Annotated in this window: 15 protein-coding genes and 1 pseudogene; all 16 read left to right on the top strand. The window is 69.7% G+C overall.

Annotated features, from left to right (window positions below; all coding sequences use genetic code 11):
• The first annotated feature begins 26 nt into the window (after positions 1 to 26).
• A complete protein-coding gene (locus ACRWK7_RS00910; RefSeq protein WP_431854280.1) occupies positions 27 to 1,637 on the top strand; it encodes an AMP-binding protein in 1,611 nt (536 codons plus the stop codon).
• A 26-nt stretch (positions 1,638 to 1,663) separates the two neighbouring features.
• On the top strand, positions 1,664 to 2,878 hold the full coding sequence (locus tag ACRWK7_RS00905; protein ID WP_431854279.1) for a CaiB/BaiF CoA transferase family protein: 1,215 nt from the start codon (positions 1,664 to 1,666) through the stop codon (positions 2,876 to 2,878).
• Between the two features lie 40 nt (positions 2,879 to 2,918).
• A complete protein-coding gene (locus ACRWK7_RS00900) occupies positions 2,919 to 4,067 on the top strand; it encodes a thiolase C-terminal domain-containing protein (RefSeq protein WP_431854278.1) in 1,149 nt (382 codons plus the stop codon).
• A gap of 4 nt (positions 4,068 to 4,071) precedes the next feature.
• The gene (locus tag ACRWK7_RS00895; protein ID WP_431854277.1) at positions 4,072 to 4,401 is read left to right on the top strand and encodes a Zn-ribbon domain-containing OB-fold protein; all 330 of its coding nucleotides are present in this window, start codon (positions 4,072 to 4,074) and stop codon (positions 4,399 to 4,401) included.
• Between the two features lie 76 nt (positions 4,402 to 4,477).
• Positions 4,478 to 5,068: a TetR/AcrR family transcriptional regulator gene (locus ACRWK7_RS00890; protein ID WP_431854276.1), complete on the top strand. Its 591-nt coding sequence runs from the start codon at positions 4,478 to 4,480 to the stop codon at positions 5,066 to 5,068.
• A 236-nt stretch (positions 5,069 to 5,304) separates the two neighbouring features.
• On the top strand, positions 5,305 to 6,450 hold the full coding sequence (locus ACRWK7_RS00885) for an acyl-CoA dehydrogenase family protein (protein ID WP_431854275.1): 1,146 nt from the start codon (positions 5,305 to 5,307) through the stop codon (positions 6,448 to 6,450).
• Between the two features lie 15 nt (positions 6,451 to 6,465).
• Positions 6,466 to 7,428: a thiamine pyrophosphate-dependent dehydrogenase E1 component subunit alpha gene (locus ACRWK7_RS00880; protein ID WP_431854274.1), complete on the top strand. Its 963-nt coding sequence runs from the start codon at positions 6,466 to 6,468 to the stop codon at positions 7,426 to 7,428.
• 11 nt (positions 7,429 to 7,439) lie between these two features.
• A complete protein-coding gene (locus ACRWK7_RS00875; RefSeq protein WP_431854273.1) occupies positions 7,440 to 8,423 on the top strand; it encodes an alpha-ketoacid dehydrogenase subunit beta in 984 nt (327 codons plus the stop codon).
• A gap of 17 nt (positions 8,424 to 8,440) precedes the next feature.
• Positions 8,441 to 9,226, top strand: a complete 786-nt coding sequence (locus tag ACRWK7_RS00870; RefSeq protein ID WP_431854272.1) for an enoyl-CoA hydratase/isomerase family protein — start codon at positions 8,441 to 8,443, stop codon at positions 9,224 to 9,226.
• Positions 9,227 to 9,245: 19 nt separating this feature from the next.
• A complete protein-coding gene (locus ACRWK7_RS00865) occupies positions 9,246 to 9,482 on the top strand; it encodes a biotin/lipoyl-containing protein (protein ID WP_431854271.1) in 237 nt (78 codons plus the stop codon).
• Positions 9,483 to 9,637: 155 nt separating this feature from the next.
• Positions 9,638 to 10,918: an amino acid ABC transporter substrate-binding protein gene (locus tag ACRWK7_RS00860; RefSeq protein WP_431854270.1), complete on the top strand. Its 1,281-nt coding sequence runs from the start codon at positions 9,638 to 9,640 to the stop codon at positions 10,916 to 10,918.
• A gap of 78 nt (positions 10,919 to 10,996) precedes the next feature.
• Positions 10,997 to 11,863 carry a branched-chain amino acid ABC transporter permease gene (locus tag ACRWK7_RS00855; protein WP_431854269.1) on the top strand — a complete coding sequence of 289 codons (867 nt, stop codon included), beginning with the start codon at positions 10,997 to 10,999 and terminating at the stop codon, positions 11,861 to 11,863.
• A gap of 11 nt (positions 11,864 to 11,874) precedes the next feature.
• Positions 11,875 to 12,942: a branched-chain amino acid ABC transporter permease gene (locus tag ACRWK7_RS00850; RefSeq protein ID WP_431854268.1), complete on the top strand. Its 1,068-nt coding sequence runs from the start codon at positions 11,875 to 11,877 to the stop codon at positions 12,940 to 12,942.
• Positions 12,932 to 13,678 (top strand): ABC transporter ATP-binding protein, encoded by a 747-nt coding sequence (locus tag ACRWK7_RS00845; RefSeq protein WP_431854267.1) that lies wholly within the window; start codon positions 12,932 to 12,934, stop codon positions 13,676 to 13,678. The genes ACRWK7_RS00850 and ACRWK7_RS00845 overlap by 11 nt, the downstream gene beginning before the upstream one ends.
• Entirely contained in the window at positions 13,662 to 14,369 is a 708-nt protein-coding gene (locus tag ACRWK7_RS00840) for an ABC transporter ATP-binding protein (RefSeq protein ID WP_431854266.1), read from the top strand. The genes ACRWK7_RS00845 and ACRWK7_RS00840 overlap by 17 nt, the downstream gene beginning before the upstream one ends.
• 30 nt (positions 14,370 to 14,399) lie before the next feature.
• Positions 14,400 to 14,495 (top strand): annotated as a pseudogene (locus ACRWK7_RS00835) (electron transfer flavoprotein subunit beta/FixA family protein); the annotation flags it as partial.

Below are 14,495 nucleotides of genomic sequence, written 5' to 3'. Positions count from 1 at the left end.
ACGTGTGCGCGGGGAGGGCGGCAGGCATGAACTATCTGGATCTGTTTCCGTCGAAGAGCAGCACGGTGCACGCGGTGCTGGAGCAGCGGGCGCGCCGGCTGCCGGATCATCCATTCCTGATGGTGCGCGACCGGGTGCTGACCTACGCCGATCTCAACGACGGTGCGAACCGGCTGGCGCACGGCCTGATCGCCCGGGGGGTGCGGCCCGGCGACCGGGTGGCGGTGATGATGACGGGGTCGGTCTCCTACGTGCTGGCCTGGTTCGCCATCGCCAAGGCGGGCGCGGTCGAGGTGCCGGTCAACACCGCCTACAAGGGCGAGCTGTTGCGCTACATCCTGAAGACGGCCGACGTGGCGGCGGTCATCGCCGACGAGGCCTTCGTCGCGGAGCTGCGCGCGGCCGGCGTCGGCCTTCCCGGCCTGGGCGGGCTGATCGTCAACCCGGCCGACGGCGGCGCCGGCCCCGGCACGCTGAACGGGACCATGGCGGTGGAGCGGCACGACCCGGACCTGCCGGTGTCGGGCGGCGATCCGGCCTGCGTGATCTTCACCTCGGGCACCACCGGGCCGTCGAAGGGCGTCGTCATCACCCATCACCACGAGGTGTCGTTCGGCGTCTTCTTCGACGAGATCGTCTCCATGCGGGGCGACGACGTCGCCTACAACTACCTGCCGTTCTTCCACATCGCGGCAAAGTTCCTGACGCTGGGCGCCATGCTGGTGGACGGCCGCATGGCGCTGGAGCCGGTGTTCAGCCTGTCGCGCTTCTGGGACGACGTGTGGCGCTATTCGGCGACCGTGGTGGTCGCCGTGGGCGGGCTCTGCCACATGCTGCGCAGCCTTCCGGCGCGACCGGACGACGCCGACAACACGCTGCGCCTCGTCTACGCCGTGCCGGTGCCGGCCGAGTTCCAGGAGGAGTTCGAGCGGCGCTTCGGCGTCACCCTGGTCGAGGGCTACGGCTCCACCGAATCCAACCTGATCGTCTACAGCCGGCCGGGGGAAACGCCGCGCGGGTCCTGCGGCCGGCCGAGCCCGCATTTCGAGGTGGCGATCCTCGACGAGGACGGGCACCGGCTCGGCCCCGGCGAATCCGGCGAGATCTGCGTGCGGCCGACGCTGCCCAACACGCTGATGAAGGAGTATCTCGGCATGCCCGGGAAGACGCTGGAGGCGATGCAGGGCTACTGGTTCCACACCGGCGACCGCGGCGTCATCGACGAGGCCGGCTTCGTCTATTTCCAGGACCGCATCAAGGATTCGATCCGGCGCCGGGGCGAGAACATCTCCTCCTTCGAGGTCGAGCGCCTGCTGAACGCCCACCCGGACGTGGCGGAGTCCGCCGTGGTCGCCATCCCGTCGGAGGTCGGCGAGGACGAGGTGAAGGCGGTGGTGGTGCGCCGGCCCGGCTCGGCCCTCGACGGCGAGGCGCTGCTGCGCTTCGCCGCGGAGACCATGCCGTATTTCATGGTGCCCCGTTACATCGCCTTCCGCGACAGCCTGCCCCGCACCCCGACCCAGAAGGTGCGCAAGGTGGACCTGCGCCGGGAAGGCGTCACCGACGACACCTGGGACCGCGAGCGGGCGGGCTTGCGCGTCACCCGCGACGGCCTCCGCGACACCCGCGTGGCCTGACCATGGACACCCGATGCGAGGGAACGATGCCGGCACTGGACGATGAGACCGCGCGCGGGAACGGCCCGGCGCCGCTGAAGGGCTACCGGGTGCTCGACCTGACGCGGCTGCTGCCGGGGGCGTTCTGCACGCAGATCCTGGCCGACCTGGGCGCCGAGGTGATCAAGGTCGAGCAGCCGGGCAAGGGCGACTACTGGCGCTGGTCCGAGCCGAAGGTGCGGGAGGAGGGCGCCCAGTTCCTGGCGCTGAACCGCAACAAGCGCAGCATCACGCTCGACCTGAAGAACCCGCAGGGGCGCGAGGCCCTGCTGCGCCTGTGCGAGACCGCCGACGTGGTGGTCGAGGGCTTCCGCCCCCGCGTCATGGAGCGGCTGAGGCTGGGCGCCGCCGACCTGCACGCGCGGAATCCGAAGCTGGTGCTCTGCGCGATCACCGGGTTCGGCCAGACCGGACCCTGGGCAGGGATGGCCGCCCACGACCTGAACTTCCAGGCGCTCACCGGGATGCTGGAGCTGGTGGGCGGGCGGCCCGGCCGGCCGGTGGCGCCGGGAATTCCCGTCGGCGACATCGGCGGCGGCGCCCTGCTGGCGGTGGCTGGCATCCTGGCGGCGCTGCTGGAGCGCGGCCGCACCGGACGCGGTCGGGTCGTCGACATCGGCGTCGCCGATGGTCTGTTCTTCTGGATGGCCTACCTGATGTCGCAGTGGAACGCGCCGGGACAGGCCGGCCGGCAGGACGCCTTCGACATCGTCCATGGCGCGCCGTACTACACGCTCTACGAGACCGCGGACGGACGCCACATGGCGGCCGCCCCATACGAGGAGAAGTTCTGGCAGGCGATGTGCGAGACGCTCGGCCTGCCCGACCTGATCGACCGGCAATGGGCGCAGGGCGACGAGGCCGAGGTGATCAAGGGCCGCATCGCGGCGGTGTTCCGGCAGCGCACCCAGGCCGAATGGACGGAGGTCTTCCTCCGGGCCGATGCCTGCGTGACGCCGGTGCTGACGCCGCGCGAGGCCCTGGGCACGCCGCAGGCCCTGGCGCGGGGCACGGAGGTCGTCGTCGAACACCCCGTCGAGGGGCCGCTGCGGCAGGTCGCCTGCCCGATCCGCCTGGACGGCCTTCCGGTGACGCCGCGCGGTGCGCCGCCGGTGCTCGGCGCGGACACGGACGCGGTGCTGGCGGCGGCCGGCTACGACGCGGCGGCCATCGCCGCGCTGCGCGCGGCCGGCGCGGTCTGACGGTGGGCGGGCAAATCAGAGAGGGGGAACCATGAGGCCGGTGAGTGTTCTTGGGGTCGGGTCGACGGTGTTCGGCCGGCATCCCGACCAGGGGGCGGTCGAGCTCGCGGTCGCCGCGGCGCGGCAGGCGATCCTCGAGGCCAACGTCGCGCGCGAGCGGATCGGCGCGGTCTATCTCGGCAACTTCGTCGGCGGCGTGCTGACCGGGCAGGAGGTGCTCGCCGGCCTCGTCGCGGACGGGCTGGGTCTGCGCGACGTGCCCTGCACCAAGGTGGAGGGGGCGTGTGCCAGCGGCGGCATCGCCTTCCGCCACGCCGTGCTGTCGGTGGCCGCCGGGCTGTGCGACGTGGCGCTCGCCGTGGGTGTCGAGAAGATGAGCCACGCCGGCACGGCGGCGGTGACTCAGGCGCTCAACTGCGCGCTCGACCACATGGCGGACGGGCCGAGCGGGCTGACCTACCCCGGGCTGTTCGCCCTGCTGTGGCAGGCGCACGCGCGGCGCTACGGCACCACGCGCGAGCAGGTTTCGGCGGTGTGCATCAAGAACCGCCGCAACGGCCTGACCAACCCGATCGCCAGCATGGGGTCGGAGATCACGGCCGACATGATCGCCAACGCGGCGATGATCGCCGATCCGCTGACGCTGTACGACTGCTGCCCGATCAGCGACGGGGCCGCGGCGGTGGTCGTCGGCCTTCCGGAACTGGCGCGCGGGTCCAGGGCGGATCCGGTACGCGTGCTCGCCTCCGTGCAGACCAGCGGCGGCGCCCGCATCGCCGCGCACGGCGACCTGACCTCGTTCCGCGCCACCTGCGCCGCCGCCGAGCGCGCCTACGCCGCCGCCGGCATCGGGCCGGAGGACGTGAACTTCGTCGAGCTGCACGACTGCTTCTCCATCGCCGAGATCATCGACGCGGAGGATCTCGGGCTGGTTCCCCGGGGCGAGGGAGGGCGCTGGGCGCTGGAGGGGCGGACCGACCGCGGCGGCGACGTGGCGATCAACCCCAGCGGCGGGCTCGAGGCCAAGGGGCACCCGGTGGGCGCCACCGGAATCGGCCAGATCTACGAAGCGGTGCAGCAGCTGCGCCACCGGCATCCCAACCAGGTGACGGGAGCCCGCATCGGGATGACCCACAACCTCGGGGGCACCGGGGTGGCGTGCACGGTCAACATTCTGGGAAGGGAATAGGTCCATGGACGAGGCCGGCAGCATCACTGTTGTCCGTTGCGCGGACTGCGGCGCCCTGGACCCGACCCCGCGCGGGGTGTGCCGCGCCTGCCTGTCCGACCGGCTGGAGCCGGTCGGCGTGGCGGGAACCGGCGCGCTCGCCGCGGCGACGCAGATCCGCCGACCGCCCAAGGGGATGGACGCCGATGGACCGTACGCGGTTGCGGTGGTCGATCTGGACGCCGGCGTCCGGGTGGTCGGCCGGCTGGCGCGTCCGGACTCGGCGCCTTCGCCCGGCAGCCGCGTCGCCCTGCGCGGCTGGCGGGCGGCAACCCCGGTGTTCGACGTGTGTTGATGCTCGCGTACAACAACTCTTTGCGGGGCTTGTCGGCCTGCGTTATGACATTGGCGGTATGGACTGGAGCGAAGAGATGAAAGCCGCGGTGCGCACGGAAACCAAGAAGGGCGTCAACCGTCGTCAGGAAATCCTCGACGCTGCGGCCCAGTGCTTCGCAAAAAGCGGTTACGACGCAACGTCAATGCGGGATATAGCGAAGCACACGGATCTTCTGGCGGGCTCCCTGTATTATCACTTCAAGTCCAAGGAAGAGCTTTTGTGTGCGGTGCACGAAGAAGGTGTGCGCCGCATCAAGGAAAAGGTGCTGCTCGCCATAGATCCCAAGGCGGACCCCTGGGCGCGCCTGGAACAGGCCTCCGTCGCGTACCTGGAATCGATGCTCACCGAGTCCATCTACGCGCAGGTGGTGGTGAGCGAGCTGCCGCGTCGCCGGCCGCGCAAGCTGCGCAGCATCCTGGTTGCCCACCGCGACGATTTCGAAAACATCTTCCGGCGCATCATCGACGAGCTGCCGCTGCAACCGGGGGTGGACCGCAAGTACTGGCGGCTCAGCCTGATGGGCATGCTGGCGTGGACCTTCGTGTGGTATCGGCCGGGCAACGACACGCCCGCCAACGTCGCGCGCCAGCTGGTCGACCTGTTGCGGCACCAGACCGAAGCCTGATCCTCCCGCCTTTCAAGCCGCGAAGGCGCCGGCCCCCCTGGGATCCGGCGCCTTTTTCGTTTTTGCCGGCGCGGCGATAAAACAAACGACTGTTAGAAACAGTTGACGCGGATGGCGGCCGGCGATAGGCTGCGCTCAGTTGACGGGACAAACAGTTTCCCTTGCCGCCGGATCCGGAGCCGCAGCGCTCCGCGCGCGCAAAAAAACAAACAAGCGATTGTTGGAGGAGGGGCGCTATGGACTTTGATATGAGCCCGGAGCAGGTCGAGCTTCAGCGCATGGTGCGCGACTTCGCGCGCAACGAGATCGCGAAGGCGCAGGAGCAGATGGACCGGGACCACGACTTCCCGTACGACTGCTGGCGGCAATGGTGCGAGCTGGGCATGGGCGGCATCATGCTGCCGGAGGAGTACGGCGGCTCCGACCTCGACTCGCTGTCCTACATCATCGCCATGGAGGAGGTGGCGACGGTCAGCCAGACCTTCGCGCTGATCTGGCAGGTGCACATCCTCGTCTCCAACATGTACAAGCTGCTGGGCACCGAGCAGCAGAAGCGCGAGTGGCTGCCCCGCTTCGCCTCGGGCGAGATCCTCGGCGCCTTCTGCCTGACCGAGCCCGGTGCCGGTTCCGACGCCGGCGGCATCGCCACCAAGGCCGAACGCCGCGACGGCCAGTGGATCCTCAACGGCAACAAGATCTTCATCTCCAACGCTGGCACGAAGATCTCCGACGGGCTGGTGGTGATGGCGGTGACCGGCGTCCGGGAGAGCGGGCGCAAGGCGCTGTCCTGCTTCATCGTGCCGCGCGACGCGCCGGGCTTCGAGCTGGGCCAGTCCTTCACCAAGATGGCCTGGCACGGCATGGACAACCGCGAGCTGGTGTTCAGCGACTGCCGCATCCCGGAGGCGAACCTGCTGGGCGCCGAGGGTGCCGGGCTGCGGCAGGCGTTGGGCGCGCTCAACCTCGGGCGCATCGTCTTCGGCGCGCTGGGGGCGTCGCTGGTCCGCGCCTGCCTCGAGGAGTCCCTGACCTACGCCAAGGACCGGCGGCAGTTCGGCCAGCCGATCTCCAGCTTCCAGCTGATCCAGGCCAAGCTGGCCGACATGGCGACCCACGCCGAGGCGGTGCGCCGCTTCACGCACTACGTCGCCTGGATGCATTCCCAGGGGATGGACTGCCACACCGAGGCGGCGATGGTGAAGACCATGGGCTCCGAACTGGCGACCCGGGCGGCGCTCGACGCCTTCCAGATCCACGGCGGCTACGGCTTCATGCACGAGTTCAAGGTCAACCGCCTCTTCCGCGAGTCCAAGATGCTGGAGATCGGCGAGGGCACCAACGAGGTGCAGCGCCTGCTGATCGCCCGCGCGCTCGGCTGCTGACGGAGGGCACCGGGCATGACCACCATCGGACGCGAGACCGCGCTCGCGCTGTACCACACCATGTGGCTGATCCGGCGGTTCGAGACCGTCGCCTCGCAGCGCTACCGGGACGGCGAGCTGCCGGGCTTCATCCATCTGTCCATCGGACAGGAAGCGTGCGCCGCCGGCGCCTGCCTGGCGCTGGAGCCGCGCGACTTCATCACCTCGACCCACCGCGGGCACGGCCACTGCCTTGCGAAGGGCGCCGACCCCGCGCGCATGATGGCGGAGCTGTTCGGCCGCGCCAGCGGCTACGCCAAGGCGCGCGGCGGTTCCATGCACATCGCCGACGTCGGCGCCGGCGTGCTGGGGGCGAACGGCATCGTCGGCATGTCGATGCCGCTGGCTGTGGGCGCCGCGCTCACCGCGCAGGTCACCGGCTCCGGCGCGGTGGCGCTGGCCTTCTTCGGTGAAGGCGCGTCGGGCACCGGCGCCGCGCACGAGGCCATGAACATCGCCGCCATCTGGAAGCTGCCGGTCATCTTCTTCTGCGAGGCGAACCGCTACGCCGAGCTGTCGCCCTACTCGGTCCACTGCAGCGTCGACCGCATCAGCGTCCGGGCGGCGTCCTACGGCTTTCCCGGCGTGACGGTGGACGGCGAGGACGTGGTCGCCGTCCACGCGGCGGTCGCGGCGGCGGCGGCCCGCGCCCGCGCCGGCGAGGGGCCGACCCTGATCGAGGCGAAGACCTACCGCTGGCACGGCCACTACGAGGGCGACCCGCAGACCTACAAGACGGCGGAGGAGCGCGACAACCCCGGCGCCTTCGATCCGATCACCCGCTTCCAGGCGGGGGCGGAGGGGCTGGGCCTGAGCGCGTCGGACCTCGACGCGGCCTCCGCGGAGGCGGAGCGCCGCATCGCCGACGCGGTGGCGTTCGCCGAGGCCGACCAGGGGCCGGCGCCGCACACCATGCTCGAAGACGTCTACGCGGACTGAGCGGGGAAACCATGAAGAAGATCAAGTACTATCAGGCGCTCACCCGCGCGCTCCGCGAGGAGATGGAGCGCGACCCGAGCGTCGTCCTGTTCGGCGAGGACGTCGGCCCCTCCGGCGGCATCTTCGCCCAGACGCGCGGCCTGCACGCGGCCTTCGGCCCGCTGCGGGTGCGCGACACGCCCATCGCCGAGAACGGCTTCGTCGCCGCCGCGGTCGGCGCCGCCATGACGGGCCTGCGCCCGGTCGTCGAGATCGGCTTCGAGGACTTCCTCACCTGCTGCATGGACCCGCTGGTCAACCAGGCGGCGAAGCTTCGCTACATGCTGGGCGGGCAGGTCAGCGTGCCGCTGACCCTCTACACCTTCGGCGGCGGCGGCGTGAACGCCGGGCCGCAGCACTCGCAGAGCCTGGCGGCGTGGTTCGCCCACGTTCCGGGCCTCAAGGTGGTGATGCCGGCGACGCCGGGCGACGTGCTGGGGCTGACCAAGGCGGCGATCCGCGACGACAACCCGGTGCTGGTGCTGCTCGGCAAGAAGCTGATCGGCACCTCCGGCGAGGCGCCGGACGACGGCGAGGAGCATCTGGTGCCCATCGGCAAGGCCGCCGTGCTGCGCGAGGGGACGGACGTCACGCTGGTCGCCTTCGGGCAGATGGTCCCGGTGGCGGTGAAGGCGGCGGCGGCGCTCGCGGAAGGCGGCGTGTCCGCCGACCTCATCGACCCGCGCACCGCCAGCCCGCTGGACATGGACTCCATCCTGGCGTCGGTGCGCAGGACCGGCCGCCTCGCCGTCCTGCACGAGGCGCAGGGGCCGTGCGGGCTCGGCTCCGAGGTGGTGGCGCGGGTGACGGAGGCAGCGTTCTCCGCTCTGAAGCGCCCGCCGATCCGCATCACGCCGCCCTTCGCGCCCAGCCCCTTCGCGCCGTCCCTGGAGAAGCTGTACCTGCCGAGCGTGGAACGGGTCGCCGAAGAGGTCGGCGCCCTGGCCGCGGCCTGAGGAGGGGAGGGGATGCGATGAGCGCCTACGAGACCATCGTCTGCGAGACCCAAGGCCCGCTGGCCTGGATCCGCTTCAACCGGCCGCGCGTCCACAACGCGATGAACATGCAGTGCCTGCACGAGACCGCGGCGGCGCTCGACGCCGCGGCGGCCGATCCGGCGGTGCGGGTCGTCGCGCTGGTCGGCAACGGCGGCAAGGCCTTCACCGCCGGCGCCGACATCTCCGAACTGTCCGACCGGACGCCGTTCGAGATGCTCACCTACAACCGGCTGTGGCTCGACCTCTTCGACCGCATCGAGGCGATGCCGAAGCCCGTGGTCGCCGGCGTGCACGGCTGGGCCACCGGCGGCGGGACCGAGCTGTCGCTGTGCTGCGACTTCGTGGTGTGCAGCGAGGCGGCGCGCTTCGGCCTCGCCGAGATCAACATCGGCGTCATCCCCGGCGCCGGGGCGGCGGTGCGCCTGACCCGCTGGGTCGGCCGGCTGAAGGCGAAGGAGATCCTGATGCTGGGCGAGCTGATCCCCGGACCGGAGGCGGTCGCCCTGCACCTCGCCAACCGCTGCGTCCCCGACGGCGCGCTGGAGGACGCGGTGCGCGAACTGGCCGGCAAGCTGGCGTCCAAGGCGCCGCTGGCGCTGGCGGCGGCCAAGTCGTCGGTCAACGTCGGCGGGGAGATGCCCCAGCCGCTGGGGCTCGAATACGAGCTGCGCGAGTTCCTCCTGCTCTTCGGCACGGAGGATCAGAAGGAGGGCATGCGTGCCTTCCTGGAGAAGCGGCCGGCCCGTTACGTCGGGCGCTGAACCAGAACAGGAGAGCGGCATGCGCATCAAGGTCAAGCTGCCCAAGCTCGGGCTCACCATCGAGGAGGCCACCGTCCGCGAGTGGCTGAAGAAGGTCGGCGACGAGGTCGCGGAGGGCGAGGTGATCGCGGCGATCGAGGCCGACAAGGCCACCTTCGAGCTTCCCGCCCCGGCGTCCGGCCGGATCGTCCAGATCCTCGTCGCCGTCGAGGAGACGGTCGAGGTGGGCTCTGACATCGCCGTCATAGAGGCTTGAAATAACAAAGAAAATACGCGCCTGACCCCGCGCGGAAATTCAAACAGCTGTTTGTTTGAAGTTGACCGGGCGGCGTCCTGTGCATATCATCGTAATCAAAGGTGGGCCGCGCGCCGCACATGGGGCGGCCCGCCGGAACCCAGGGAGGGGACGCAATGTCGAAGGAAGTGAAGACGGTTGGTGCGACCGCCGTGTCGCGACGCACCCTGATGAAGAGCGCGGTTGCCGGCGCCGGCGTGATCGGCGCCTCCGGCCTTTGCCCTGGGATCCTCAGGAGCGCGCAGGCGGCGGACGACGTGGTGCACATCGGCGCGTCGCTGCCCCTGACGGGGCCGTACGAGAAGGTCTCGAAGATCTACAGGGACGGCTACGATTTCTGGACGAAGATGTCCGGCGGCAAGATGACCGTGGCCGGCCAGCCGCGCACGGTGAAGTGGACGATCTACGACGACGAGAACAACGCGTCGCGCACTGCGCAGCTCACCGAGAAGCTGATTTCCTCCGACCGCGTCGACCTGATCGCCGGCAGCTACGGCACCGACACGGTCCTGGCCCAGGGCGCCATCGCCGGCAAGCACAAGCGGGTGACCATCCAGGGCGGCGCCGCGTCCGAGCGCGTCGATGAGGAGATCGGCGGCCACACCACCTTCACGCTGATCGCGTCGAGCAAGCGCTACCCGGCCTTCGCCATGGATTACCTGGCCAAGCGCTCGCCCGCGCCGAAGCGCGTGGCGCTGATCACCATGGACGACCCCGTCTACCGCGAGATGGCGGAAGGCGTGAAGGAGAAGGTCAAGGAACACGGCATGCAGCTGGTGTTCGAGGACGTCCTGCCGATGAAGGTGCAGGACCTGCGGCCGACGGCGCTGAAGCTGCGCGGGGCCGGCGAGATCGACATCCTCTACAACACCGGCTGGGACATCATCTGCGTCAAGCTGGTCGAGGAGATGTCGGCGCTGGGCGTCAACCCCAAGGCCTTCATCGGCGGCCACCTGACGACCAGCCCCACCGTCAAGCAGACGCTGGGCAAGAAGCTGACCGACGTCTACGGCGTCACCTTCTGGCTGCCGCAGTTCAAGTACACGGACCCGCACTTCAAGAGCCCGGCGGAGTTCGCCGACGCCTTCAAGAAGGCCTATGGCTACGAGCCGACCTACCACGCGGCCCTGTCCTACGCGCTGCCCATGGTCTACGAGGCGGCGCTGCGCGACGCCGACCCGACGAACCCATTCGACCAAGCGGCGCTGCGCGAGCGGATCCAGAAGGTGAAGCTGGAGACCGTGTGGGGGCCGATCTCCTTCGACAAGCGCGGGCGCATCGAGCGCGGCGGCGCGCCGGTGATCCAGTGGCAAGGGCCGGGCCCGGACGCCAAGGTGATCTTCCCCTCCGAACTTGCGGAGGCCGAGGGGGCCTACCCGAAGCGGCCCTGGGCGTGATCTCCCCCTGCCGGCCGGGGCGCGGCGCTCCGGCCGGCCTTCCTCGCTCTTCTCAAGCCATGGGGTAGGCCGCAGACCATGGACGACATCGTCATATTCGGCATTCTGCGCGGCGCGCTGTTCGCGCTGGCGGCTTTCGGATTCTCGCTGGTCCTGGGCGTCGTCGGGATCGTCAACTTCGCCCACGGGGTCCTGGTGGTGTTCGGCGGCTTGCTGACCCATTACCTCGTCGCCCAGGTCGGCCTGCCATACCTGATCGGCCTGGCGCTTGCGGCGGCGGCGACCGGCCTGCTCGCCGGGGCGATGCAGCGGGCGTTCATCGCCAAGACCTTCCGGCTGCACCCGCTGATGGTGCTGGTGCAGACCTTCGGCATCGCCATCGTCATCACCGAGCTGGGCATCCGCTTCTGGGGAACGGAGGAACGCCTGCTGCGCGTCGATACCGGCCTGCCGCCGGTGATCGAGATCGCGGGCAAGTTCATCCCGACCTTCGACGTGCTGGTCTTCCTGGTCGGGCTGGCGTCGGCCGGGGCGCTGTTCGCGATCCTCAACTACACGCAGTTCGGCCGCGCCGTGCGGGCCTGCCGCGACAACCGGGATTCCGCACAGCTCTGCAGCATCGACATCGGCCGCACCTTCGAGAAGACCATGGTCGTCGCCGGGGTGTGGGCCGGGCTTGCCGGCGGGCTGTTCATCTCGCTCAGCCCGATGGCTCCCTACATGCACTTCCATTGGACGGTGGACGCGTTCCTGGTGGTGATCCTCGGCGGGCTCGGCAGCATGGTCGGCGCGCTGATCGGCGGGCTGTTCTACGGCGTGCTCAACTTCGCCGCCTACTACCACCTGCCGACGCTGGCGCCGGCGGTCATCTTCGCGGTGCTGATCGTGCTCCTTCTGATCCGGCCGCAGGGCCTGTTCGGCTTCGGCGCTGCGGTCCGCAAGTGAGAGGGGGGACGATGGGTCGCTTCCTGAAGGCGTGCCGTGATCTGCGTGACGGATCCCCGCACCGCCAAGCCCTGGCGATGGTGCTGTTCGGCGTGGCGCTGTGCGCCGTGCCGCTGTTCGCCAACGACTACTGGGTCCGCCTCCTGGTGTTCATCTTCGTGAACATCGCGCTCGCCAGCTCCTGGAACGTGATCGGCGGCGTCACCGGCTATCCGAGCTTCGGGCACAGCGTGTTCTTCGGCCTCGGCGCCTACACCGCGGCCATCGTCATGGTGCGCTACGAACTTTCCATGGCCGTCGCCATGCTGGCCGGCGGGGTCGTGGCGGCGCTGTTCTCGCTGCTGTTCCTGCCGGTGTTCCGGCAGAAGGGGCTGTATTTCGCGCTGTCGACCCTGGCGGCGCTGCTGGCGGTGGAGACGCTGGTCCACAAGTGGGAGTTCACGCGCGGCTTCAAGTCGTGGGACATGGGATGGACCGTACCGTCGCCGCTGTCGCTGAACGCCAGCTACGTTCTGTTCGTCGGGCTTCTGTGCGGCACGGTGATCTCGGTCATCTACCTGCTGCGCTCCAAGACGGGGTTCGCGCTGCACGCCCTGCACAAGGACGAGGTCCTGGCCTCCTCCATCGGCATTCCGGCGGCGCGCTACAAGGCGATCGCCTTCGCGGCCAGCGCCGTCTGGCCGGGCGTCATCGGCGCCGCCTTCGCCCCCTTCATGACCTACATCTCCACCGAGAGCATGTTCGACGTGACCATCACGCTGAACATGATCCTGATCTCCATCTTCGGCGGCATCGGCACCATCCTCGGGCCGATCCTCGGCGGCATCGTGCTCAGCGTCATCGACCAGATCGCCTGGGGCAACTTCCTGGAATACCACCGCCTGATCTACGGGCTGCTGATCGTTCTCATCATCACCTACAAGCCGGGCGGCATCGTGAGCTGGCTGTGGGACCTGGAGGAGCGCCTGAACCGCGGGGCCGAGACGCCGACGCCGCGCGGCCCGGTCGCGGTGAACGAGGGCGGCCGGCACGCCACCATCGCCCTGCGCACGGAAGGGAGGCCCGGCCATGCACGATGAGGTTCTTCTGAAGGTCGAAGGGCTGAGCAAGAACTACGGCGGCGTCTTCGCGGTCCGCGACGTGTCGTTCGAGCTGCGGCGCGGCGAGGTGCTGGGTCTGATCGGGCCGAACGGGGCCGGGAAATCGACGCTCTTCAACCTCGTCTCCGGCATCGTGCCGCCGTCGGAGGGGTCGATCCACCTGGAGGGGCGGGCCTTGCACCGGCTTCGGCCGAACGAGGTCTGCGCCCGGGGCGCCGCCCGCACCTTCCAGTCCGCGTCGCTGCTGGCCGGCATGACGGTGTGGGAGAACGTCCACGTCGCCAGCCTCTTCCGCCCCCGCGAGCGCCAGGGCGGGATGAGCGCCGAGCAGTGCACCCGCCGGGCGCTGGCCTTGTGCGATCTGACGGAGGTCGCCCGGCGGCCGGCCGAACGCCTGACGGTCAGCGAACAGAAGCGGGTGGAGATCGCCCGCGCCCTTGCCACCAACCCGCTTCTGATCATGACCGACGAGGTCCTGGCCGGGCTGAACCCGGCGGAAGGCGAGGAGGTGCTGCGCATTCTGCGCCAGATCAACGGGGAGGGGATCAGCATCATCTTCGTCGAGCACGACGTGCGCGCCGTCGTGCGCCTGTGCCACCGGGTTGTGGTGCTGGCGCAGGGGGCGAAACTCTCGGAAGGTCCGCCGGACGAGGTGGTCCGGAATCCGGCCGTCATCGAGGTCTACCTGGGGAGCCGCTATGCTTCGCGTCACTGACTTATCGGGCGGGTACCGGCCGGAGCTGTCGATCCTGCAGGGGATCACCCTCGATCTCGCCGACCACCGGGTGGTCAGCATTCTGGGCTCCAACGGTGCCGGCAAATCCACCCTGCTGCGCGCCGTCTGCGGGCTGCTGCCGCACCACTCCGGCACCGTGGAGTTCGAGGGCGAGCGCATCGACGCCCTTCCTCCGCACGACATCGCCCGCCGCGGCGTTCGCATGGTGCTGGAAGGGCGCGGCACGTTTCCGACGCTGACCGTGCGCGAGAACCTGCAGATGGGCGGCTTCGGCCGGGACGCCGCCACCCTGCGCCGGTGCATGGAGCGTGAACTCGCGCGCTTTCCGCGGCTGGCCGAGCGGATCTCCCAGGCGGCCGGCATGATGTCCGGCGGCGAGCAGCAGATGCTCGCCATCGCCCGCGCCATGATGTCCGACCCCAAGCTCCTGCTTCTGGACGAGCCGTCGCAGGGGCTGGCGCCCATCATCGTCGACCAGCTCTTCGACCTGATCGCCGGGCTGGCCGGGGAGGGGGTGCGCATCCTCCTGGTCGAGCAGGACGTCGGTCGTGGATTGGAAGCAAGCGAATACGCCTACGTCATCGAAAAGGGCTGCGTCACGCGTCAGGGGGCGAGCGTCGATCTCGCCAGCGACGACTTCGTCCGCGAAGCGTTCCTCGGCGCGGCCTGACGCGGCCGGCCGCCAGCAGGATTGCCATCCATGAAAATTCTCGTCCCGGTGAAGCGGGTGGTCGACTACAACGTGAAGATCCGCGTGAAGGCGGACGGCTCGGGTGTGGAGACCGCCAACGTCAAG

This window comes from Azospirillum sp. (assembly GCF_050789165.1).
This window is presented reverse-complemented; position numbering and strand designations above follow the sequence as displayed.